The organism is Arthrobacter sp. UYP4, from assembly GCF_057291175.1.
Window position 1 is genome coordinate 253,850 of sequence record NZ_JBXAVU010000001.1, and the last position, 22,352, is coordinate 276,201.

The window sequence follows — 22,352 nt, forward strand, 5'->3', positions numbered from 1 at the left end:
CCCTGACCGGGCCCGTCGCACCGAACGTTACCGGCACCACCCGCCGGGCTTCCCGGTCGGCCCGGGGCCTTGACGGGCCCGCCGGGATGCTGTCCCGACTACCGCGGCCTCGCGCCGGCGTGCTGCCGGGCGAGCTCGGCCAGGGAGTCGTCGACGCCGTCGTCCTGGAACGAGCCGAACCGGCGTTCCGCGGCGGTGCGCAGCAGGAAGTCGGCGATCGCGGGATTCTTCGGCAGCAGGGAACCGTGGAGGTAGCTCGCCACGATGTTCCGATGGCGGGCGCCCTCGTGGTTCTCCTCCGCATTGTTGCCCGCCCCCTTGACCACTGTCGCCAGGGGCCTCAGTCCGCTCCCGAGGAAGGTCTGCCCGCTGTGGTTCTCGTAGCCGTGGATCTCCCCGAACTCGTCGCTCCGCGCGACGACGTTGCCGATCAACCGTTCGGTCCCGCCGCGTGTCTCCAGGTCGAGGACGCCGATGCCGGGGATGACGGTGCCGTCGTGCGTGCGGAAGACGTTGCCGAAGAGCTGGTAGAGGCCGCAGATGAGGAGCATCGGGGTGCCGTCCTCGGCCAGCTCCCGCAGGCGGGGGGCGATGGCCTGCAGATCGTCCTGGATCACGACCTGCCCGCTGTCCTGGCCGCCGCCGCCGACGATGATGTCGACGTCCTCCGGGAAGGCGTCCCCGGCGTTGTGCTCGAGGATCTCGGCCCCGTAGCCTCGCCACGCGAGGCGCTGCTTGAGGACGAGGACGTTCCCGTAGTCGCCGTAGATGTTCATCTCCCGCGGGTACAGCTGCAGGATGCGCAGGGAGCCCTTCGACGGATCGGCAGGGGCCTCCGTCAGCGAGCTCGCGGATGGGGCGTCACTCATCAGGAGACCACCTCGACCTTCGTGATCTTGGACAGTTCGCGGCGGACCGCGAGCATGGCGGTGTAGGTGCAGAAGATGCGCTTCGGGCGCCCTGCCGACATCCGGACGAACTCCCTGAGCGCGTCGGTGATGTCGGGCTCGACGGCGTCGACTCGGACGTCGTCGTACTTGAGCCGGAGCGCCATGTCGTAGGCGCGGACGCCGCTGACGACGTCCACGCCGCCGAGGCCCAGGGAGTCGAAGTCGACGTCCCACAGCCAGGACATGTCGCGGCCGTCGGCGTAGTTGTCGTTGATGGCGACCATGGTCGCGCAGCCGGCGGGGTCGAAGGACTTCAGCCCCAGCCGGAAACCGCTCGGGTTCTTGACGAGTACCAGTTCGAGCGCTTGCCCGTCGACCACGAGGCTCTCCCCGCGACCGAAGGCGGGTTCGACAGCGGCCAGCGACGAGAACAGTTTCGCGGTGTCGGCCGTCCCGCCCAGGACCGCCCGGGCCGCCGCGAGGGCCGCCGCAGCGTTGAAGATGTTGTAGACGCCGCGGAGGCGGAGGTCGGTCCGGGTGGTCGTACCCGCGACCTCGAACTCCGCCGAGTTCCCGTCCACCGAGCGCAGCACCACGTCCGCGGGCAGGGCCGACGCCGGCGCGGTGCCCTCGGCACCGCGCAGTTCGTCGTCGTTGGGAAAGGTGCTCCTCAGCGACGCGTCGAGGCCGAAGTAGACGACCTCGGTCGCCGGTACGGACGAGGCGAGGCCCGCGACGCGGGGGTCCTCACGGTTGAGGACGACGGTCCCCGTGGTGGCGAGGGCGATGCGCTCGAGCAGGCGTGTCGTGGCATCGATCTCGCCGAAGCGGTCGAGCTGGTCGCGGAGGACGTTCAGGAGCAGCGAGTGCCGGGGTGGGACGAGCTTCACGAAGTGCACGGCGTGCGCCTCGTCGAGCTCGAGCACGGCGACGTCGGCCTTCAGGCGTCCACGCCAGTCGACCTCGCCGAGCAGCGCGGCGGCGACGCCGCGGGTGAAGTTGCTGCCCGTCCGGTTGGTGAAGACGCTCAGGCCCTGGCCCTCGAGCAGCTCGACGACCATCTTGGTGGTGGTGGTCTTGCCGTTCGTCCCGCTCACGACGACGACGCCGTGGGGGAGGCCGGAGAGCGCCCGGCCCATGAAGCCGGGGTCGAGGCGCTCGACCACGAGGCCGGGGAACGCGGAGCCGCCGCCGCGCAGGCGCGAAGCGACCCGCACGGCCTTGCCCACGAGGACTGGAAGGGGATTCATCGCTACAAATTATCGCAGGCCGGCCCGTCTTCCCGGGACGCGGCGGGGAGGCGCTGCTCACGCCGGCCCTCCGGCGGCGGCAGGACGGTGCCGGCGACCTAGAATTGAGGGATGACCTCCCCGTTCTTCTCGGCCCCCCTGCCCACGTCGGGCGCCGCTCCGTCCGCCGCCTCCGACCACGCCACGGTCCGCGCTGCCGCCGGTACGACGACGGTCCGCGCGGACGTCGTCGTCGGAGTGCTCGCGGTCCAGGGTGACGTGCGCGAGCACATCGCGACCATCACCTCGCTGGGCGGGCGCGCCGTGCCCGTCCGGCGGCCGTCGGAACTCGCAGCGATCGACGGCCTGATCATCCCCGGCGGCGAGTCCACGACGATGGACAAGCTCACCCGCACCTTCGGCTTGGCGGACCCGCTGCGGGACCTCATCGCCGGCGGCCTGCCCGTCTACGGCTCGTGCGCCGGCATGATCCTGCTGTCCGACGTCATCGCCGACCCATCGGTGGACCGGCTCGGCAATCCGCAGCAGACGCTCGGCGGGCTCGACATGGTGGTGCGGCGCAACGCCTTCGGCCGCCAGCGGGAGTCCTTCGAGACCGACCTCGCCTTTGCGGGCCTCGCAACGACCAGCACGGCTGCGGGAGGCGACCCCGTGCGGGCCGTCTTCATCCGCGCGCCGTGGGTGGAGAAGGTGGGCGACGGCGTCGAGGTGCTCGCGCAGGTGCCCGCCGGGCAGGCTCCACAGCCGGGCCCGGCCGCCGGCACGTCCACCAGCCCGGGCGGTGCAGCAAGGGACGATGGTGCCGGCGGGGCGTCCGAGTTGGAGCCGGTCGCTAGAATTGTCGCAGTGCGTTCAGGGAACCTGCTGGCCACGAGCTTCCATCCGGAGGTCACGGGGGAGCGGCGGGTCCACGAACTGTTTATTCGGATGATCAGAGGAGAAGCGTAAGCATGTCGGGGCACTCCAAGTGGGCAACCACCAAGCACAAGAAGGCGGCGATCGACGCCAAGCGCGCGAAGTCCTTCGCCAAGCTGATCAAGAACATCGAGGTCGCCGCGCGGGCCGGCGGGGCCGACGTCGCGGGTAACCCCGGCCTCGAGCTGGCCGTGTCGAAGGCGAAGAAGACCTCCGTGCCAATCGACAACATCAACCGTGCCGTGAAGCGCGGCGCCGGCCTGCTCGGCGAGGCCGTCGACTACCAGACCATCATGTACGAGGCCCGTGGGCCCCAGGGCTCGGCCCTGCTCATCGAGTGCCTCACGGACAACAAGAACCGCGCGGCCTCCGAGGTGCGCCTCGGGATCAGCCGCAACGGCGGGACCATCGCGGATCCCGGTTCCGTGGCGTACCTGTTCGCGCGCAAGGGCGTCGTCACGCTGCCGAAGAACGGACTCACCGAGGACGAGCTGCTGCTGTCGGTCCTCGACGCGGGAGCGGACGAGGTCAAGGAATCGGCCGACACCTTCGAGATCGTCTCCGAGCCGCAGGACCTCCGGGCCGTGGTCGCGGCGCTCGATGAGAGTGGCATCGAGTACGAGACCGACGAGGTCGAGTTCGTGCCGTCGATGCAGGTGGACCTCGACGCCGACGGCGGCCGCAAGTTCCTCAAGCTCGTGGACGCCCTGGAGGAGCTCGACGACGTCCAGAACGTCTACTCGAACGCCAACCTCTCAGACGATGTCCTGGGTGAGCTCGAGAACGACGACTGACATCGCACCGCTCGGCATCGCCGGACCGGTGACACCGTGACGTACCGCGTCATGGGCGTGGACCCGGGGCTGACGCGCTGCGGCCTCGCCGTCGTCGACATCGAGCCGAACCGGCGCTCGACGCTCGTCGCCGTCGGCGTGGTCGGTACGGAGGCGGGCAGGAGCCTCGACGAGCGCCTCCTGGTCATCTCGGAGGCCGTCGACTCGTGGCTGGACCTGCACGAACCGCAGGCCCTCGCCGTCGAGCGCGTGTTCAGCGGAACCAACATCAGTACCGTCATGGGTACCGCGCAGGCGTCCGGGGTCGTCATCGTGGCCGCCGCGCGCCGGGGCATCCCGGTGGCCCTCCACACGCCCACCGAGGTCAAGGCCGCCGTCACGGGGAACGGGCAGGCGGACAAGGTCGCCGTCACGAAGATGGTGACCAAGATCCTGCGCCTGGAGACCGCGCCGAAGCCGGCCGACGCCGCCGACGCGCTCGCGCTCGCGATCACGCACGCCTGGCGGAGGGGAGTGGGCCTGCAGGGTGCTGCGGCGTCCGGCGGGTCCGTCACGCCCGCCCAGCGGATCTGGGCCGAGGCGGAAGCCCGCGCCCGACGTCGCTAGCCGGTCCGGGCCTACGCTGCCAGGACCCCGGCACGGCGCCTCGATCGCCGTCGACCGGCCCTGCAGCCGCTCCGTGCTGGCGCAGATACGCCCTTCCCGGTGTGGCGGGGTCGCCCCTGCGCGGAGAGGCCGGTACGGTTGACGATTAGAACGTATGTTCGACGCCGGGTGACAGCCCGGCCTGCCCCTTCCCACTCGTGCCCCTGGAGACCCTCATGATCAGTTCCCTGCGCGGGACAGTGACCCACGTGGGCCTGCACTCCGCCGTTATCGACGTCAACGGCTTCGGCATGCAGGTCCAGGCCACGCCGCAGACCCTTGCCGGGCTGCGCGTCGGGGCCGAGACGACGGTCGCCACCGCGATGATCGTGCGCGAGGATTCCATGACGCTCTTCGGTTTCGAGGACGCCGATCAGCGCGAGGTCTTCGAGACCCTCCTGGCGGTCAGCGGCGTGGGCCCTCGCCTCGCCCTCGCCGTCCTCGCCGTCCACGCACCGGACGCGATCCGGGTGGCTGCTTCCTCGGGTGACGACAAGGCGTTCAGCAAGGTGCCCGGCATCGGCCCCAAGGGTGCGCGGCGCATCGTGCTCGAACTCGCCGGGAAGCTCGTGCCCCTGGAGTCGAAGCCGGGCGTCTCCCAGCAGACGTGGCAGGGCCAGGTGCTCACGGCCATGATGGGGCTCGGCTGGTCCGAGAAGGACGCCGGGGCCGCCATCGACGCAGCCGTCGCGGAGGCACCGGAGATCGCCGAGACGGGTGAGGTGGGCCAGATCCTGAAGCTCACCCTGCGTCGCCTCGGCCAGGACGGCGCGCGCAGCTCGGCCCGGACGAAGGTCGGGTCATGACGGACAGCCACCCCGAGGACGCCCCGCTCGTCGCGCCGGCGGCCGACCCCGAGGACAGGGCGGTGGAGGCGGCCCTGCGGCCGAAGAACCTCGACGACTTCGTGGGCCAGAAGCGGGTACGGCGGCAACTCTCGCTCGTCCTGGAGGCCTCGCGTCTGCGCGGGCGCAGCGCTGACCACGTCCTGCTCTCCGGCCCTCCCGGACTCGGGAAGACGACGCTCGCCATGATCATCGCCGCGGAGATGAACGCACCGCTGCGCATCACCTCCGGGCCCGCGATCCAGCACGCCGGTGACCTCGCCGCGATCCTCTCGTCCCTGACGGAGGGGGAGGTCCTGTTCCTCGACGAGATCCACCGCATGTCGCGGCCCGCCGAGGAGATGCTCTACATGGCCATGGAGGACTTCCGCGTGGACATCATCGTGGGCAAGGGCCCCGGGGCCACCGCGATCCCGCTGGAGCTGCCGCCGTTCACACTCGTCGGCGCGACCACCCGCGCCGGGCTGCTGCCCGGACCCCTCCGCGACCGGTTCGGATTCACCGGACACCTCGAGTTCTACTCGACCGAGGAGCTCGAGCTGGTGCTCCGCCGCTCCGCGATGCTCATGGACATGAAGGTGAACTCCGCCGCCTTCGCCGAGATCGCCGGGCGTTCACGGGGAACGCCCCGTATCGCGAACCGGTTGCTCCGACGCGTGCGGGACTGGGCGCTCGTGCACGGTATCGACCTCATCGACGCGCGGTCAGCCAGTGCAGCCCTCGACATGTACGAGGTGGACGCCAGGGGCTTGGACCGGCTGGACCGGTCCGTCCTGACAGCGCTGATCACCAAGTTCAACGGCGGTCCCGTGGGGCTGTCGACCCTCGCCATCGCGGTGGGGGAGGAACCGGAGACGGTGGAGACCGTCGCCGAGCCGTATCTGGTCCGTGAGGGCATGCTGGGGCGCACTCCGCGGGGCAGGATCGCGACGGCGGCAGCGTGGAAGCATCTGGGCCTGGAGATGCCCGCGAACGTGGCCGCGGCCATGCCGGAGGACCTGTTCTCCGTGGCGCCGGACACCCTCCTCGGAGCGGAATCGGGCCTTGACAGCTGGAGCCGGCCGGACTCCTGACGAGGAGACGCCCAGCTTTCCCCTTTACACTGGTGTCTTCGAATGTGTGCCGGGGCACAGTCCTGCCGCCCACACCTCCAGTCCCAGGAACGGAAATTCCCAGTGCTCGCACATGTAGTCGCCCAGACCACCTCCGGAGATGCCCCTCCCTTCGACATCTTCTCCCTCCTGCTGCCGCTGGCGCTGGCATTCCTGATCTTCACCATGTTCCGCAGGCAGCGGAAGACGCAGCAGCAGGTGAAGGAGATGCGGACGCAGATGGAGCCCGGCACCGAGGTCATGACCCAGTTCGGCCTCTACGGGACGATCGTCTCGATCGACCAGGAGAACAACAAGGCCGTCCTCGAACTGTCGCCCGGGAACACCGCCACGGTGCACACCCAGGCCCTCTCCAAGGTCGTCACGCAGGAACCGACCGTCGCCCATGACGCGGACGCCACGGCGGACCGCGGCGATCTCGACGCCTACGACGGCGCCGCGGTGCCCGACGACGCGTCGTCGCTCGATCGGACGCCGACGGCCGGTTCGACCGCCGCGGGAACTCCCGGCGCGGTATCGGGTGTCGAGACCCCGGAGGAGACGCTGGAGCGGCTGGACCGCGAGCAGTCCACCCGGGAGAACCGCGACGCGCGGGATGCGCGCGACCCCAAAGTGAACCCCGACAACTAGCATCTTCTGGGGCGCGGTACTCAGCCGCGCCCTCTCTGGATCAACCCGGCGCGAGAGCCGCGCCACTGAATAAGGACACCCACCATGCCTCGTACCGGTCCCGGGACGGCAGCCAAGCGGACACTAGTCTGGCTGGGCGCATTGACAGCACTGCTCGCGATCCTGCTGGGAGCGGGTTCCTACTGGAGCACCGCGAGCTGGAGTCCCCGGCTGGCCCTCGACCTCGAGGGCGGAACACAGATGATCCTCGCCCCACGGGTCCAGGGCGGCACGGAGATCACCCCCGAACAGCTCGACCAGGCCGTCGAGATCATCCGCCAGCGCGTGGACGGCTCCGGCGTCGCCGAGGCCGAGATCAACACCCAGTCCGGGCAGAACGTCATCGTGTCGCTGCCCGGCACCCCGGATCCCGAGACGCGCGACCTCATCCAGGCCTCGGCCCAGATGGAGTTCCGACCGGTCCTCGCCGGAGGACCGGGCCAGGCGCCGCCCGCGGAGACCCCGACACCCGACGACCAGCTGCCGCAGCCGGCGGCCGAGCCGCAGGACGCGAGCGATCCGAACTGGATCACCCCGGAGCTCTACAAGCAGTTCGAGGCACTGGACTGCCTCGATCCCGCCGCGCTCGAGCCCGCCGAGGAGCCCGCGCCGGCCGACCAGCCGATGGTCGCCTGCGAGCCCGACACGCAGGGCAAGTACATCCTGGGACCCGTCGAGGTCCCCGGGACGGACATCTCGACCGCGAGCTACGGGCTGCAGCGCGGAGCGCAGGGCCAGGCACTGAACACCTGGGCCGTGAACATCGACTTCAACGACGAGGGCACGCAGACCTTCCGGGAGGTCACCGAGCGCCTCTACGCCATCGGCTCGGGAGACCCCCGCAACCAGTTCGCCATCGTGCTCGACGGCCGGATCGTCTCGGCGCCGACCACCAACGCCGTGATCCCCGACGGCAACCCCCAGATCAGTGGCAACTTCACGGAGGAATCCGCCGCCGCACTGTCCGAGCAGCTGAAGTACGGCGCACTGCCGATCAGCTTCGAGATCCAGAGCGAGCAGCAGATCTCCGCGACCCTCGGTGCCGACCAGCTCCGGCTCGGTCTCGTCGCCGGCCTGATCGGACTCCTCCTCGTCGCCGTGTACTCGATGTTCCAGTACCGGTTGCTGGGCCTCGTCACCATCGCATCGCTGGTGGTCGCCGGCGTCCTCACCTACCTGGCCATCTGCATCCTCGGCTGGACGGAGAACTACCGGCTGTCCCTGGCCGGTGTCGCCGGGCTGATCGTCGCCATCGGCCAGACCGCCGACTCGTTCATCGTCTACTTCGAGCGCATCCGGGACGAGCTCCGTGACGGGCGCGGGCTCATCTCCGCCGTCGAGAACGGCTGGCGCCGTGCCAAGCGCACCGTGCTCGCGTCGAAGGCCGTGAACCTGCTGGCCGCACTCGTGCTGTACTTCGTGGCCGTCGGCAACGTCCGTGGCTTCGCCTTCACGCTCGGCCTGACGGCCATCGCCGACCTCGTGGTCGTCTTCCTCTTCACCCATCCGGTGCTCCGCCTGCTGGCCAGGACCAAGTTCTTCGGCGAGGGACACCCCTGGTCGGGGCTGGACCCGAGCAGGCTCGGAGGCATCCCGCTCTACCGCGGAGCAGGCAGGCTGCGCGAGCCGGGCGAGAGGACCGAGAAGGGGGAGCAGTCCGTCGCCGTGGCCCGGACCAGGAACAAGGGCGCCGCAGCCGAAGCCGACCGCCGCATGACCATCGCCGAGCGCCGCCGCGCGGAGCAGCAGAAGGCCCTTGCCGGGCGCACCGGTTCGTCCCAGAAAGAGAACAACGAATGAGCCGCACAAGCTTTGCCACGTTCGGCAACGAGCTGTACTCGGGGAAGCGGTCCTATCCCTTCGTCGCCAAGCGGAACCTCTGGTTCCTCATCGCCGGTCTCGCCGTGCTGATCTCGATCATCATCCCGGTGGTCAAGGGCGGCTTCAACCTCGGCATCGACTTCCGCGGCGGATCCGAGTTCACGGTGTCCGCCACCGAGAACACCGACACCGCGATCGGGGAGGCCGCCGTGACGGACGTCGTGCCCGACGCCGTCCCGCGGGTCACCAACATCGCGGCCGACACCATGCGTGTCCAGACCGAGCGCCTCTCGGACGACGAGACCCTCAGCGTCCGCGACAACCTCATCAGCGGGTACGGGGTGGGCGAGGACCAGGTGACCTCGAGCTTCGTCGGCCCGACCTGGGGTGAGGACGTCAGCCGCCAGGCCCTGATCGGCTTCGGCGTGTTCGTCTTCCTGGCCGCGGTACTCATGGCCATCTACTTCCGCACGTGGAAGATGGCCCTCGCTGCGATGGCAGCCCTGGTGGTGGTCATGGTCGTGACCGCGGGACTTTACTCGCTCAGCGACTTCGAGGTGACACCCTCGGCGATCATCGGCTTCCTCACGATCCTCAGCTACGCCCTGTACGACACGGTGGTGGTGTTCGACAAGATCCGCGAGAACACGGCCGACGTCACGATCTCCACGAAGCGCACCTTCGCCGAGCAGGTCAACCTCGCGGTGAACCAGACGCTCGTCCGCTCGATCAACACCTCGGTGGTCGCGATCCTGCCGGTCGCGTCGATCCTGTTCATCGGCGCCTTCCTGCTGGGCGCCGGCACCCTGCAGGACCTGTCGCTGGCACTGTTCATCGGCATCATCCTCGGCACTCTCGGCACCATCTTCATCGCGGCGCCGCTGTACGCGGCCCTGCGGCTCAACGAGCCCGAGCTGAAGAAGCAGGAGAAGAAGGTCCTGAACCGGCGGTCGCTCGAAGCGACGTCGGCCTGATCCACGCACCGCTGCCGACCGCAGCACGACCATCGGCCGCAGGGAGCCCGTCCGGGCATCCCTGCGGCCGATGCCGTTCAAAGCCCAGCTAGACTTGGAGTTGTCGCGAACGTGTGGCATCTTGAGTCCTTGCCGGATCCGAGATCGAGATTGAGGGACTGCATATGGCTGAAGCGGTGAACCCTGCGGTACGGTCCGGCGAGGACCAGGGCGTTACGGCGCCAGGAGTTCCTGCTCCGACCGTCACCGATGACCCACGACCTGCCCCTTCCCGCGGACTCGTGCAGCCCGCGGCGCCGGCCCCACGCGGGCTGGTGCAGCCGGCCTCGGCAGCCTCCGCACCGTCGGCCACGAGTGCCGACCAGGTGGCGCCCGGGCGGCGGGGCCGCACACGGGCGCGCATCGCCCGCCTCACCGGCCGCGGCTCCTCCGGCTACTCACCCGTCCTCGAGCCCCTCCTGCGCACCGTCCGTGCGAACAATCCCAGGGAGGACCTCGACCTCATCCAGCGCGCCTACCTCGTCGCGGAACGCAGCCACGACGGCCAGACCCGCAAGAGCGGTGACCCGTACATCACGCACCCCGTGGCGGTCGCCACGATCCTCGCCGAGCTCGGCATGACCGGCACCACCCTGGCGGCCGCCCTGCTGCACGACACCGTCGAGGACACCTCCTACACCCTCGACGAACTCAAGCGCGACTTCGGGCCGGAGGTCGCGATGCTCGTCGACGGCGTCACGAAGCTCGACAAGGTGTCCTTCGGGGACGCCGCGCAGGCCGAGACCGTGCGCAAGATGGTCGTCGCGATGGCCAAGGACATCCGTGTCCTCGTCATCAAGCTGGCGGACCGGCTGCACAACGCCCGGACGTGGCGGTTCGTCTCGCCCGCCTCGTCGGCGAAGAAGGCGCGGGAGACGCTCGAGATCTTCGCGCCGCTCGCCCACCGCCTCGGCATGAACACCATCAAGTGGGAACTCGAGGACCTCTCCTTCGCGGCGCTCCACCCCAAGGTGTACGAGGAGATCGTGCGGATGGTGGGCGACCGGACCCCGGAGCGCGAGAAGCACCTCGGTCTGGTCCGGAACCAGATCGAGGAAGACCTCCGGGCAGTCAAGATCAAGGCGACGATCACCGGCAGGCCGAAGCACTACTACTCGATCTACCAGAAGATGATCGTGCGGGGTAAGGACTTCGACGACATCCACGACCTGATGGGCGTGCGTGTCCTGGTGGACAGTGTCCGCGACTGCTATGCGACCCTCGGATCGCTGCATTCGCGCTGGAACCCCCTGCCGGGGCGGTTCAAGGACTACATCGCGATGCCGAAGTTCAACATGTACCAGTCGCTGCACACCACCGTGATCGGCCCCGGCGGGAAGCCCGTCGAGATCCAGATCCGGACGCACGACATGCACCGGCGCGCCGAGTACGGCGTCGCGGCGCACTGGAAGTACAAGAGCGGCGGCCGGCAGCTGGAGGCCTCGGACAACGGCGACATGGGCTGGCTCCGCAGTCTCGTCGACTGGCAGCAGGAGACGTCGGACCCGGACGAGTTCCTCGACTCGCTGCGGTTCGAGATCAACGCGCGCGAGGTCTTCGTCTTCACCCCGAAGGGTGAGGTCATGGCATTGCCCGCCGGCTCGACGCCGGTCGACTTCGCCTACGCGGTGCACACCGAGGTGGGCCACAGGACCATCGGCGCGAGAGTCAACGGCAAGCTCGTGCCGCTGAACAGCGAACTGAACCACGGCGACTGGGTGGAGATCTTCACCTCGAAGGCCGAGGGGGCGGGGCCGAGCCAGGACTGGCAGGGCTTCGTCAAGAGTCCGCGTGCCCGGAACAAGATCCGCCAGTGGTTCACCAAGGAGCGCCGCGAAGAGGCGATCGACAAGGGCAAGGAACTGCTGACGCGCGCGATGCGCAAGCAGAACCTGCCGCTGCAGCGGATGATGACGCACAGCGCGCTGCTGACGGTCGCGCAGGATCTGCGCCACCAGGACATCTCGGCCCTGTACGCCGCGGTCGGTGACGGCCACACGTCGGCGCAGAACGTCATCGAGCACCTCGTGGCGCTCATGGGCGGACACGAGGGGGCGGAGGAGAACATCGCGGAGACGGCGGTCGCCACGCAGCCCCGCCGCCCGAAGTTCTCCGACTCGGGTGTGACCGTGCGTGGGGTCGGGGACGTGTGGGTGAAGCTGGCTCGCTGCTGCACCCCGGTCCCGCCGGACCCGATCATCGGGTTCGTCACACGGGGGTCCGGCGTCTCGGTCCACCGCAGCGACTGCCGCAACGTGCAGGAACTGCGTGACCAGCCGGACCGTATCGTCCCCGTCGACTGGGCTCCCACCCAGTCCAGTGTGTTCCTCGTGGAGATCCAGGTGGAGGCGCTGGACCGCAAGAGCCTGCTCTCGGACGTGACGAGCGTGCTCGCCGAGAACCACGTGAACATCCTGGCGGCTAACGTCAACACGTCGTCGGACCGCGTGGCGATGTCGCGCTTCGCCTTCGAGATGGGCGATCCGAAGTACCTGAACCACATCCTGAGCGCCGTGCGCCGGATCGACGGCGTCTTCGACGTGTACCGGACCACCGGTTCCCAGCGCCGCTCCTGACCGGCCCGCTCACGCCCGGGACCGCCCCGGGTCACGGGCGAGGCGCAGCCTCGCGAGGGCCCGCGTCTTGCCCGGCACCCGCGAGGTGTTGACCAGTGCTGCTTCCACGAGCCGCAGCGGACACGCGAGCTCCCGTGCCGTCCCGATCGCACGCAGGATCTCGACGGCGCCGGTGTCCTCCCCGTGCACAGCGATGTCCAGCGCCGTCCGGAGCGGTGTCGTCACCGAGACCCCTCCCACCAGGTTGACGTCGAAGGGCCCGAGCGCCACCTGATGCAGGACTGCGGGTGTGAAGGGCGGTAGGGCCGTGGTGCGGCGGCGGTGGTCCGTGACGAGGCTGATCAGCGACGGCCGGGGAGCACAGCCGTAGACCCAGGCGGCGCAGGTGCGGCCGAGCGCGACGCGCGGGCGGAGGGAGGAGGGGACGCTCCGTGCCGCTGCCTGCGACCGCGCGGCCGCATCCTCCCGGAAATCGCTGCGGAGATAGGAGTCGCCGATGACCAGCTGCACGAGCCCGTCGAGCCGCATGGCCTGCAGCTCTGCCGAGGTGAAGATCTCACCCGCGTGGAAGAGCGCTCCGCCGGTGGACGTCACCGGATTCGATGTGCCGAGGGTGCGTTCGGGTGGAGCTGCGGCGCCGGCGCTGTCCAGGGGAGGCATCGCTCCAGCATCGCCACTGCGCCGCGCACGGAAAAGCCCCCCGGCACCGATGTGGACAACGGTGCCGGGGGGCTCGGTCCTGTCCGCGGACGGACGGGAGGGATGGGCTCAGGAGAAGTCCTGGGCCGACTTCTGCAGCATCTCGAGCCACTGCTCGCGTGCCGCCAGCGCTTCCCGTGCGGAGGCGATCTTCTTGGCGTTCCCCGCGCGCTCGGCATCGGCGAGGTCGTCCCTGAGCTGCGCGATCGTCGCCTCGAGCTGGGCGAGCGCACTGTTGGTGCGTGCCTTCGTCTCGGGGTTCGTCTTCGTCCAGTGCTCGTCGTCGGCAGCCTTCACGGCGTCCTCGACCTGCCGCAGGGCACCGTCGATGCGCCCCATGTCGGCGCGGGGGACCTTGCCTGCCTCGTCCCAGCGGTCACGCACGGACTGCAGTGCCTTCTTGGCTGCAGCGAGGTCCCTGATGGGCAGGATCTGCTGGGCTTCCTTCAGCAGTGCCTCCTTGGCCGTCAGGTTGCCCGCGTACTCCTCGTCGACGGCTTCGTTGGCTGCCTTCCGGGCCTCGAAGAAGCGGTCCTGCGCCGCGCGGAAACGGGCCCAGAGGGCGTCGTCGTCCTTGCGGCTGGCGCGCTTGGATGCCTTCCACTCGTCCATCAGGCGCCGGTACTCGGCGGCGGTGTGGCCCCAGTCCGTCGAGTCCGCGAGCTGCTCGGCGCGCTTGATGAGGGCTTCCTTCGCCTGCTTCGCCTCGGCGTTGTCGCTGTCGAGCTGGGAGAAGTAGGCGCGCCGGTGCCGGTCGAAGACCGTGCGTGCCGACCGGAACCGCTTCCAGAGCGCATCCTCCGTGCCGCGGCCCAGCCTCGGCCCGTTCTTCTGCGCCGCCTTCCACAGCTCGAACAACTCGTTCATGCGGGTGCTGCTCGCCTTCCACTGCACGGTGGAGGGGTCCCTGCCGGCCAGTTCCTCGGCTTCGGCGACGATCGCCTCGCGGGCCGCGAGCTCCTTCGCCTTCAGCTCGTCCTGCACCGCGCGTTCGGCCTTCTCGAGCCCGCTGATGGCGCCGAGCAGCGCATCGATCCGCGCCTCGAGGGCCAGGACGTCTCCGACCATCTTCCGTTCGCCGACCTGCGCACGCAGGTGCTTGGCCGTCTTCGCCATGTCCGAGGACGGCGCCTTCGCATGCACGCGTTGCTCGAGCAGGGCGACCTGGCTGACGACGTCGTCGTACTTCCTGACGAAGTAGGCCAGCGCCTCTTCACGCGTGGCGTCCGGGTACTGGCCGACGGCGTGCTCGTCCCCCTCCACGAGGAGGAAGACGTGGCCGTCCTCCTCCACGCGCGCGAATCTGCCCGCCTCCTCGAGGGAGGTGCTGTGGGCCGGGGGTGCTGCCACGGGCTGTGCGGCCTTCTTCGCCGGACGCGGGGCCATCGCCGTCGGCAGCGGCGGGCGGGGAGCGGTCAGGCGGGGCGACGGCGTGCTCAGCGGGGCAGGCTCGGGCGCCAGGGGCACAGCCTGCTCGATCGTCCCGGTCGTCCCCTCTGCCGCCTCGGCCGGCACGTCCGTGTCCTCCGGTGAGCGCATGTCGTCGTCGGAGGAGTCCACGGGGTCCGCGGATCCTTCCGCCGGAGGCGCAGAGGCCTCCGCTTCCGCGGTGCCGGCGGCATCCGCCACGGCGGCGTCGGCGTCGGCTACGGGATCCGACACGGCGGCGTCGGCCTTGCCTGCTGGATCCGACACGGCGGCATCGGCGTCGCCTGCTGAATCCGCCACGGCGGCGTCGGCGGCGGGATCCGCCACGGCGGTGTCGGCCGCGTCCGCTGGATCGGCTGCGAGGGCATCCGCCATTCCGGACGGATCGACAGCGGGGGCATCCACCTCGTCGGCGGCGGGCCCGGCGTCGGGTCCGTCCTGCGGGGCGGCTCCGGTCACGGCGGCGGGGGACCCGTCCGTGGAGGTGTCCGAACCATCGCCGGCGGACGGGGCATGAATACCGTCGTCCGTCCCGCTGTCCTGCTGGGGAGCTCCGCTGATGGTCGTTTCGTCGGATTGCTGACTGTCTGTCACCGCTAGAAGTCTTTCGCTCGTCGGATGGCCGTGAGCAACGCCGGGGCCATTTTCTGCAGGATCCAGGAACATCACGGAACCTGCCCTGAGGTTACTTTACCCACTGGTCCTCCACCCGCGTCCCGGAGCGGGTAGAGGAGCCTCCCGCTGGACGGCGGGCGGCGTCCCCGCTCGGTGCTTTTCCCGCGGACCACCCGCGGCACCTAGGATTGAGGCCGCAGAACCGGCCGGCCGCCCTGCCCGGGCGCCGGCCGGCACACCCCGCCCCGGAGGAGACCCACCCCATGGCCCGCAAGGCATCACTGTCAGGCTTTCCCGAATGGCTGCCGGAGGAGCGCCTGATCGAGCTCCACGTCCTCGAGGTGCTCCAGCGGACCTTCGAGCTCCACGGCTTCTCGAGCATCGAGACGCGTGCCGTCGAGACGGTGGAGCACCTGCTGCGCAAGGGTGAGATCGACAAGGAGGTGTACGCCGTGTCCCGCCTCCAGGCCGACGAGGCGTCCGCCTCCGAGAGCGGACTCGCGCTGCACTACGACCTGACGGTTCCGTTCGCCCGCTACGTCGTCGAGAACGCCGGCTACCTCGCCTTCCCCTTCCGGCGGTTCCAGATCCAGAAGTGCTGGCGCGGGGAGCGGCCGCAGGAGGGCCGCGCCCGCGAGTTCACCCAGGCGGACATCGACGTCGTGGGTGACGGCGTGCTGCCGTTCCGGTACGACGTCGAACTCGCCCTCGCCGTCGTCGAGGCCCTCGGTGCGCTTCCGATCCCCGACTTCACGCTGCGCGTCAACAACCGCAAGCTCACCGAGGGGTTCTATCGCGGTATCGGACTCGAGGACACGGCCGCCGTCCTGCGGAGCATCGACAAGCTCGAGAAGATCGGCGCGGAGAAGGTGGGTGCCCTGCTGCGCGAGGAGGTCGGCGCCGATGACGAGCAGGTGAGGCTTGCACTCGAACTCGCCGCCATCCGCACCGCCGACACCTCCTTCGTGGACCGCGTCCGCAGCCTCGGCATCTCCGGCGAGCTGCTCGAGGAGGGCCTCGAGGAACTCCGGCAGGTCGTCGGCGAGGCGTCGCGGCGTGCGCCGGGCCGGGTCGTCGCGGACCTCAGCATCGCCCGCGGTCTCGACTACTACACGGGCACCGTCTACGAGACGGTCCTGAACGGACACGAGGGCCTCGGCTCGATCTGCTCCGGCGGGCGCTACGACGCCCTGGCGCGCAAGGGCAACCGCACGTTCCCCGGCGTCGGGCTGTCCATCGGCGTGACCCGCATCGTGTCGCGGATCCTCAGCCAGGGTTTCGCCACGGTCTCCCGTCCCGTCCCCACGGCTGTGCTGGTGACGCTCGCGGACGACGACTCGTGGTCCGAGGCACAGGACGTCGCCGCTGCGCTGAGGAGCCGGGGGATCTCCGCCGAGGTCGCCGCGAGCGCCGAGAAGTTCGGGAAGCAGATCAAGTTCGCCGACCGCCGCGGCATCCCCTTCGTGTGGTTCACCTCGCCGGACGGTGCGCACGAGGTGAAGGACATCCGGTCCGGCGAGCAGGTGTCCGCCGACCCCGCGTCGTGGTCCCCGCCGGCCGCGGACCTGCGCCCGGTGGTCGCCACCGCCTGAGCCCGCCCGGCACTCCGCCGGTGCCGCTGCGGTCCCAGGTCCCCATCGTGCCGTCGGGCGGCGCTCCTCAGATGCCGTTCAGGCAGCCCGCCGCCGCGCGGCCAGGACGACGGCGCGGACGGCCACCCCCGCGGCGAGCACCGCGACCATGGTCAGCACCGACGCCGCCGGCAGCGTGAACGCGAGGATGAGGCAGCCGAGCGCACCCACACCGTTGAGCCAGCGCGGGGAGTACCACGGGCGTTCGCGGAGCGTGAGCGCCGAGATGTTCGCGATCGCGTAGTACAGCAGGACGCCGAAACTGGAGAACCCGACCACGGTCAGCACATCCGTGGCGAGCAGGAGGGCTCCGACGATGACGGCCGTCGCGAGGTCGGCCACCCAGGGTACGGAGTGCCGGACCGAGATGCGGGCGAGGACCCTCGGCAGGTCGCCGCCGCGGGCCATGGCGAGGCTCGTGCGGCCGACGCCCGCGATGAGGGCGAGCAGTGCGCCGAGGCTGGCGAGTGCCGCCGCGAGGGTCACGACGGCACCGCCCCGCCCCATCGATCCTTCGCCGGGGACCCCGACGTCCATGACGTCCCGGAGCGGCGTGGTCGTGCCGGCCAGGCCCTCGGGCCCGAGAGCGTGCAGGAGGGAGAGCGCCAGCAGCAGGTACAGCACCAGCGTCACCCCGAGCGCGCCGAGGATCGCTGCAGGGATGTTCCTGCGTGGTTCCCGGACCTCCTCGCCCATCGTCGCGATCCGGGCGTACCCCGCGAAGGCGAAGAAGAGCAGCGCCGAGGCCTGGAGCACGCCCCCTGCCCCTGCCGGCACGGCGTCCACCGACGCCGCCGGGGAGGTGAATCCGACGACGATCACGAAGGCGAGGACCGGCAGCACGAGCGAGACGATGACGCGTGTGGCGAGGGCCGTCCGCGTGATCCCGAAGAGGTTCACCGTCGTCAGTGCGACGACGGCGGCCACCGCGGCGGCCTTCTCCGCGCCCGGCGCGGCATAGAGGCCGAAGGTCAGCGCCATGGCGGCGCAGGAGGCGAGCTTGCCCGTGACGAAGCCCCAGCCGGCGAGGAAGCCGGGCCAGGGTCCCAGGCGCTCCCGTCCGTACAGATAGACCCCACCGCTCGAGGGGTACCGGACAGCCAGGGCGGCCGTCGCCGACGCGTTGCAGTAGGCGACGAGACCCGCGAGGACCACGGCGAGGGGCAGGAGCGAGCCGGCGGCGGCTGCTGCCGGGGCGAAGACCACGAAGGCGCCTGCGCCGATCATCGCGCCGATCCCGACGGTGGTGGCGTCGAAGCCGCCCATGGCTCGGCGCAGTTCCGGGGGCTGGGACACGGTTCTCCTCGGGGTCGGACGCGGTACGCGGCGTCGGAGCACCGGCGGTACGAGGGCCGGACGCCGCCGTCGGGGGCGACGGTCCGACCCGCCGGACCGGACCGGTAAAGTTGGTCGGGCTTGAACCAACTCTAGGCAGGTGCAGCTGGCCTGCGACTCATCGAAACAGATCTGTGGGAAGGAATGCTGTGCTCCGCACGCATGAACTGGGCTCCCTTCGGCCCGAGCACGTAGGACAGACGGTCACCCTGGCGGGCTGGGTGGCCCGCCGCCGCGACCACGGCGGGGTGGCGTTCCTCGACCTCCGTGACGCTTCAGGCGTCGCCCAGGTGGTGGTGCGCGAGGAGGATGTGTTCTCCAGCCTGCGCAACGAGTACGTCCTCCAGATCGTCGGCAGTGTCCAGCAGCGCCCCGAGGGCAACGAGAACCCCGCCCTGCCCACGGGGGCGATCGAGGTCATCGCGGACACCGTGACCATCCTCAACACCTCCGACCCGCTGCCGTTCCAGATCGACGAGCACGTCGAGGTCGGCGAGGAGGCGCGCCTGCGCCACCGCTACCTCGACCTCCGCCGTCCCGGCCCCCAGGCCAACCTGCGCCTGCGCTCCGAGGCCAGCCGCGTGGCACGCGAACTGCTGCACGGGGACGGCTTCGTGGAGATCGAGACGCCGACGCTAACACGCTCCACGCCCGAGGGTGCCCGCGACTTCCTGGTACCCGCCCGGCTCGCACCCGGCTCCTGGTACGCCCTGCCCCAGTCGCCCCAGCTGTTCAAGCAGCTGCTGCAGGTCGGCGGGTTCGAGAAGTACTACCAGCTCGCGCGCTGCTACCGGGACGAGGACTTCCGCGCCGACCGCCAGCCCGAGTTCACGCAGCTCGACATCGAGGCGAGCTTCGTCGAGCAGGACGACATCATCGCCCTCGGCGAGCAGCTGGTGTCCGCCCTGTGGAAGCTCATCGACGTCGAGATCCCGCTCCCGATCCGCCGCATGACCTACGCGGACGCGATGGCGAAGTACGGCTCGGACAAGCCGGACCTCCGTTTCGGCCTCGAACTGACCGAGCTGACCGAGTTCTTCAAGGACACCGGGTTCGGCGTCTTCAAGGCGCCCTACGTCGGCGCCGTGGTCATGCCCGGCGGGGGATCCCAGCCCCGCCGCCAGCTCGACGCCTGGCAGGAGTGGGCGAAGCAGCGCGGCGCCAAGGGCCTCGCCTACGTCCTGATCGACGACGACGGCAGCCTCCGGGGCCCGGTCGCCAAGAACCTGACGGATACCGAGCGGGACGGCCTCGCGGCCGCCGTCGGTGCTGCCCCCGGCGACTGCATCTTCTTCGCCGCGGGGGACAGGACGTCCTCGCGCGCCATCCTCGGCGCTGCGCGCGTCGAGATCGGGCGACGTACGGGGCTCATCAAGGAGGGCGACTGGGCCTTCGTGTGGGTGGTCGACGCACCCATGTTCGAGCCCGCCTCGGCTGCGGTCGCCGCGGGCGACGTCGCCGTCGGCGGAGGAGCGTGGACGGCCGTCCACCACGCGTTCACGTCCCCGAAGCCGGAGTTCCTCGACACCTTCGACACCGACCCCGAGAACGCCCTGGCGTACGCCTACGACATCGTCTGCAACGGCAACGAGCTCGGCGGCGGATCCATCCGTATCCACCAGCGCGACGTGCAGGAGCGCGTGTTCGCCGTCATGGGCCTCGGCGCCGAGGAAGCCCAGGAGAAGTTCGGCTTCCTCCTCGAGGGCTTCAAGTACGGTGCGCCTCCCCACGGCGGCATCGCGCTCGGCTGGGACCGCGTGGTCTCCCTGCTGGCAGGCACGGACTCGATCCGCGACGTCATCGCTTTCCCGAAGTCCGGCGGCGGATACGACCCGCTGACGGCCGCGCCCGCGCCGATCACGCCGCAGCAGCGCAGGGAGGCCGGCGTCGACGCCAAGCCGAAGGCCGCCACCGAGGGCTGATCGGACGGCGAGGTCTGGCAGCACCGGGACAGGGCACTCCGCACGGGGTGCCCTGTCGTGTCCGCACCGCGTCCTGCCGTCCGATCGCTGTCGGAAGAATTGTGACGACGGGCCCGGACCTGCGGCCCGCCTGTGAAATACTGGGAGCAGTACGTGCTCCGGGGTCGGTGTGAGTCCGAACCGGCGGTGATAGTCCGCGACCCGTTCCTCGTTCCGCACCCGCGGGACGGCGGCGGTTGAGCCGGTGGAATTCCGGGACCGACAGTCAAAGTCTGGATGGGAGAAGCACGAACAGCAGGGGCTCGCCGCTGCCCGCACCACGGGCCGCAGCGCCTTCGGCGGCATCGCCCGCGGGAGGGTGCCCTCCTGCTGCCATTGCCCGGAGCCGTCGTATCGGCGAAGGATCGGCATGGACTTTCTGCAGTGGCTCTTCGAAGCCCGCATCCCGGTAGGCGACGGTTCCCTCCTGGCGCGTGAAGTGGTCGGCAATGTGTTCGGCCTCCTCAGCGCCCTCGGCGGGATGCGCCGCAGGGTCTGGGCATGGCCCGTCGGCATCGTCGGCAACCTCCTCCTCCTGACGGTGTTCCTCGGCTCCCTCTTCGGTGCCGCCAGTGCAGCGAACCTCCTCGGCCAGGCGGGACGCCAGGTCATGTTCATCGCCGTCTCGATCTACGGCTGGCGTCAGTGGCAGGCCAGCAGGCACAGCGGCGGGCAGGCCGTCACGCCTCAGTGGGCCGGCACCCGGGCGCGCCTCGGCATGGTCGCCTTCCTGGTGGTCGGCACGTTCGCGCTGACGCCGCTCTTCCGCGTGCTCGGCTCCTACGAGCCGGTCTGGGCCGATGCCTGGACCTTCGTCGGCTCCCTGCTCGCCACCTACGGCATGGCGAAGGGCTGGGTCGAGTTCTGGCTCGTCTGGGTCGCCGTCGACATCGTCGGCGTGCCCCTCCTCTTCAGCGCCGGCTACTACGCGAGCGCCTTCATGTACATCTTCTACGGTGCCTTCACCCTGGTCGGCTTCTTCGTCTGGGCACGCGCCCAGCGCACTGCCAAGCCGAGCATCGAGACGCTCCTGCCGGATCCGACCCTGCGATGAGCACGACGACGCCGGCCGTGACCACGGCAGAGTCGGAGGCGATGGGCCGCGCCCTGGACCTCGCAGCGCAGGGAGTGCGCGGCGCCAACCCCCTCGTCGGCGCCGTCGTGCTCTCGGCCGACGGCGCACTCCTCGGCGAGGGCCACCACAGGGGCGCGGGCACGCCGCACGCCGAACCGGCGGCCCTCGCCGACGTCCGTCGTCGGGGCGGCGACCCGCGCGGCGCCACCGTGGTGGTCACCCTCGAACCGTGCAACCACACCGGCCGGACGGGCCCCTGCAGCGAGGCCCTCATCGACGCGGGTGTCGCACGCGTCGTGTACGCCGCCGCCGACGTCAACGGGCCGGCTGCGGGGGGAGCGCAGCGGCTCCGCGGAGCGGGCGTCGACTGCGTCGGCGGTCTCGACGCCGACCGCTCCCGCCGGCTCAACGCACGCTGGGCCGCAGCCCTCGCTGGAGCCCGACCGTTCGTCACGCTCAAGTCCGCGCAGTCGCTCGACGGCCGGGTCGCGGCCGTGGACGGGACGAGCCAGTGGATCACCGGTCCGCAGGCGCGCGCGGACGGCCACCGGATCCGTGCCCTCGCCGACGCCGTCCTGGTGGGCACGGGTACCCTCCTCGCCGACGACCCCCGCCTCACGCCCCGCGGCGCCCCCGCAGCGACCCCGACCCCGGGTAAGGGCCTGCGCGTCGTGATGGGGCGCACCGCCGTACCCGAAGACGCCGCGATCAGGGGGCCGGGCTTCCTCCACCTGCCGACGCGGGACGTGCGGGAGGTGCTCGACGAGCTGTTCGGCAGGGGAGTCCGCCACCTCCTGGTCGAGGGCGGACCCCGCGTCGCCTCCGCCTTCCTCCGGGAGGGCGTGGTGGACGAGCTGTTCAGCTACGTCGCCCCGCTGGTCCTCGGTGACGGCGCACCGGCGTTCCCCGACCTGGGCGTGGGCACCCTCGAAGCCGCCGCCCGGTGGGCCCTCGACGATGCCGGGGGGCCCGGCATCCAGCAGCTGGGCCCGGACGTCCGGATGCATCTGCGGCCACCGTCCACCGGCCCCTGACCTCTCCAGCCCCATCCCCAGCCCCATCCCCAGTCCCGACCTCC

18 protein-coding genes and 1 riboswitch are annotated in these 22,352 nt (G+C 70.4%); of the genes, 13 read left to right on the forward strand and 5 right to left on the reverse strand.

Annotation, left to right across the window (positions count from 1 at the left end; translation table 11 throughout):
• Positions 1-98: 98 nt before the first annotated feature.
• Both AC0Z9V_RS01155 and AC0Z9V_RS01160 read right to left on the reverse strand, forming a co-directional pair.
• A complete protein-coding gene (locus AC0Z9V_RS01155) occupies positions 99-869 on the reverse strand; it encodes a type 1 glutamine amidotransferase (RefSeq protein ID WP_459267797.1) in 771 nt (256 codons plus the stop codon).
• Positions 869-2,140, reverse strand: coding sequence for a MurT ligase domain-containing protein (locus AC0Z9V_RS01160; RefSeq protein WP_485140465.1), 1,272 nt, complete (start codon positions 2,138-2,140; stop codon positions 869-871). Before AC0Z9V_RS01160 ends, AC0Z9V_RS01155 begins: the two co-directional genes overlap by 1 nt.
• A 111-nt stretch (positions 2,141-2,251) precedes the next feature.
• Here AC0Z9V_RS01160 and pdxT point away from each other — a divergent pair, with 111 nt between their 5' ends.
• From pdxT to AC0Z9V_RS01205, 9 genes are all read left to right on the forward strand, one after another.
• Positions 2,252-3,088, forward strand: coding sequence for a pyridoxal 5'-phosphate synthase glutaminase subunit PdxT (gene pdxT, locus AC0Z9V_RS01165; RefSeq protein WP_485140466.1), 837 nt, complete (start codon positions 2,252-2,254; stop codon positions 3,086-3,088).
• Positions 3,089-3,090: 2 nt separating this feature from the next.
• Entirely contained in the window at positions 3,091-3,849 is a 759-nt protein-coding gene (locus AC0Z9V_RS01170) for a YebC/PmpR family DNA-binding transcriptional regulator (RefSeq protein ID WP_485140467.1), read from the forward strand.
• 36 nt (positions 3,850-3,885) lie between these two features.
• Positions 3,886-4,455 (forward strand): crossover junction endodeoxyribonuclease RuvC, encoded by a 570-nt coding sequence (gene ruvC, locus AC0Z9V_RS01175; RefSeq protein ID WP_459267801.1) that lies wholly within the window; start codon positions 3,886-3,888, stop codon positions 4,453-4,455.
• A gap of 215 nt (positions 4,456-4,670) precedes the next feature.
• Positions 4,671-5,300 carry a Holliday junction branch migration protein RuvA gene (gene ruvA / locus AC0Z9V_RS01180; protein WP_485140468.1) on the forward strand — a complete coding sequence of 210 codons (630 nt, stop codon included), beginning with the start codon at positions 4,671-4,673 and terminating at the stop codon, positions 5,298-5,300.
• Positions 5,297-6,412 carry a Holliday junction branch migration DNA helicase RuvB gene (gene ruvB, locus AC0Z9V_RS01185; protein ID WP_133081815.1) on the forward strand — a complete coding sequence of 372 codons (1,116 nt, stop codon included), beginning with the start codon at positions 5,297-5,299 and terminating at the stop codon, positions 6,410-6,412. The genes ruvA and ruvB overlap by 4 nt, the downstream gene beginning before the upstream one ends.
• A 102-nt stretch (positions 6,413-6,514) precedes the next feature.
• Positions 6,515-7,081 carry a preprotein translocase subunit YajC gene (gene yajC, locus AC0Z9V_RS01190; protein ID WP_459267804.1) on the forward strand — a complete coding sequence of 189 codons (567 nt, stop codon included), beginning with the start codon at positions 6,515-6,517 and terminating at the stop codon, positions 7,079-7,081.
• Between the two features lie 84 nt (positions 7,082-7,165).
• Positions 7,166-8,920 (forward strand): protein translocase subunit SecD, encoded by a 1,755-nt coding sequence (gene secD / locus AC0Z9V_RS01195; protein WP_133081817.1) that lies wholly within the window; start codon positions 7,166-7,168, stop codon positions 8,918-8,920.
• Positions 8,917-9,915 carry a protein translocase subunit SecF gene (gene secF / locus AC0Z9V_RS01200; RefSeq protein ID WP_485140469.1) on the forward strand — a complete coding sequence of 333 codons (999 nt, stop codon included), beginning with the start codon at positions 8,917-8,919 and terminating at the stop codon, positions 9,913-9,915. Before secD ends, secF begins: the two co-directional genes overlap by 4 nt.
• A gap of 164 nt (positions 9,916-10,079) precedes the next feature.
• Complete coding sequence (locus AC0Z9V_RS01205) at positions 10,080-12,530, forward strand: RelA/SpoT family protein (protein ID WP_485140470.1); 2,451 nt, start codon at positions 10,080-10,082, stop codon at positions 12,528-12,530.
• A gap of 9 nt (positions 12,531-12,539) precedes the next feature.
• Here AC0Z9V_RS01205 and AC0Z9V_RS01210 read toward each other — a convergent pair whose 3' ends face one another.
• Positions 12,540-13,190: a hypothetical protein gene (locus AC0Z9V_RS01210; RefSeq protein WP_485140471.1), complete on the reverse strand. Its 651-nt coding sequence runs from the start codon at positions 13,188-13,190 to the stop codon at positions 12,540-12,542.
• 108 nt (positions 13,191-13,298) lie between these two features.
• A complete protein-coding gene (locus AC0Z9V_RS01215) occupies positions 13,299-15,032 on the reverse strand; it encodes a DUF349 domain-containing protein (RefSeq protein WP_485141260.1) in 1,734 nt (577 codons plus the stop codon).
• A 503-nt stretch (positions 15,033-15,535) separates the two neighbouring features.
• Here AC0Z9V_RS01215 and hisS point away from each other — a divergent pair.
• Positions 15,536-16,864 carry a histidine--tRNA ligase gene (hisS, locus tag AC0Z9V_RS01220; RefSeq protein ID WP_485140472.1) on the forward strand — a complete coding sequence of 443 codons (1,329 nt, stop codon included), beginning with the start codon at positions 15,536-15,538 and terminating at the stop codon, positions 16,862-16,864.
• Positions 16,865-16,942: 78 nt separating this feature from the next.
• On the opposite strand, the gene AC0Z9V_RS01225 is transcribed toward hisS, so the two are convergent.
• Positions 16,943-18,199 carry an APC family permease gene (locus AC0Z9V_RS01225; protein WP_485140473.1) on the reverse strand — a complete coding sequence of 419 codons (1,257 nt, stop codon included), beginning with the start codon at positions 18,197-18,199 and terminating at the stop codon, positions 16,943-16,945.
• A 188-nt stretch (positions 18,200-18,387) separates the two neighbouring features.
• Between AC0Z9V_RS01225 and aspS the strand changes: the two genes are divergently transcribed.
• From aspS to ribD, 3 genes are all read left to right on the forward strand, one after another.
• Positions 18,388-20,160, forward strand: coding sequence for an aspartate--tRNA ligase (aspS, locus tag AC0Z9V_RS01230; protein ID WP_485140474.1), 1,773 nt, complete (start codon positions 18,388-18,390; stop codon positions 20,158-20,160).
• A 150-nt stretch (positions 20,161-20,310) separates the two neighbouring features.
• Positions 20,311-20,452, forward strand: a riboswitch (FMN riboswitch).
• Positions 20,453-20,569: 117 nt separating this feature from the next.
• The gene (gene pnuC, locus AC0Z9V_RS01235) at positions 20,570-21,253 is read left to right on the forward strand and encodes a nicotinamide riboside transporter PnuC (protein ID WP_133081823.1); all 684 of its coding nucleotides are present in this window, start codon (positions 20,570-20,572) and stop codon (positions 21,251-21,253) included.
• Positions 21,250-22,308 carry a bifunctional diaminohydroxyphosphoribosylaminopyrimidine deaminase/5-amino-6-(5-phosphoribosylamino)uracil reductase RibD gene (ribD, locus tag AC0Z9V_RS01240; RefSeq protein WP_459267810.1) on the forward strand — a complete coding sequence of 353 codons (1,059 nt, stop codon included), beginning with the start codon at positions 21,250-21,252 and terminating at the stop codon, positions 22,306-22,308. Before pnuC ends, ribD begins: the two co-directional genes overlap by 4 nt.
• Positions 22,309-22,352: the final 44 nt, after the last annotated feature.

Bases quoted from the DNA above. Each gene is read 5' to 3' on its own strand.
- secF (WP_485140469.1), top strand. From the start codon at position 8,917: ATGAGCCGCACAAGCTTTGCCACGTTCGGCAACGAGCTGTACTCGGGG.
- ruvB (WP_133081815.1), top strand. From the start codon at position 5,297: ATGACGGACAGCCACCCCGAGGACGCCCCGCTCGTCGCGCCGGCGGCC.
- secD (WP_133081817.1), top strand. From the start codon at position 7,166: ATGCCTCGTACCGGTCCCGGGACGGCAGCCAAGCGGACACTAGTCTGG.
- AC0Z9V_RS01155 (WP_459267797.1), bottom strand. From the start codon at position 869: ATGAGTGACGCCCCATCCGCGAGCTCGCTGACGGAGGCCCCTGCCGAT.
- hisS (WP_485140472.1), top strand. From the start codon at position 15,536: ATGGCCCGCAAGGCATCACTGTCAGGCTTTCCCGAATGGCTGCCGGAG.
- ribD (WP_459267810.1), top strand. From the start codon at position 21,250: ATGAGCACGACGACGCCGGCCGTGACCACGGCAGAGTCGGAGGCGATG.
- AC0Z9V_RS01205 (WP_485140470.1), top strand. From the start codon at position 10,080: ATGGCTGAAGCGGTGAACCCTGCGGTACGGTCCGGCGAGGACCAGGGC.
- AC0Z9V_RS01210 (WP_485140471.1), bottom strand. From the start codon at position 13,190: ATGCCTCCCCTGGACAGCGCCGGCGCCGCAGCTCCACCCGAACGCACC.
- AC0Z9V_RS01170 (WP_485140467.1), top strand. From the start codon at position 3,091: ATGTCGGGGCACTCCAAGTGGGCAACCACCAAGCACAAGAAGGCGGCG.
- pdxT (WP_485140466.1), top strand. From the start codon at position 2,252: ATGACCTCCCCGTTCTTCTCGGCCCCCCTGCCCACGTCGGGCGCCGCT.
- pnuC (WP_133081823.1), top strand. From the start codon at position 20,570: ATGGACTTTCTGCAGTGGCTCTTCGAAGCCCGCATCCCGGTAGGCGAC.
- ruvA (WP_485140468.1), top strand. From the start codon at position 4,671: ATGATCAGTTCCCTGCGCGGGACAGTGACCCACGTGGGCCTGCACTCC.
- AC0Z9V_RS01215 (WP_485141260.1), bottom strand. From the start codon at position 15,032: ATGGCGGATGCCCTCGCAGCCGATCCAGCGGACGCGGCCGACACCGCC.
- AC0Z9V_RS01160 (WP_485140465.1), bottom strand. From the start codon at position 2,140: ATGAATCCCCTTCCAGTCCTCGTGGGCAAGGCCGTGCGGGTCGCTTCG.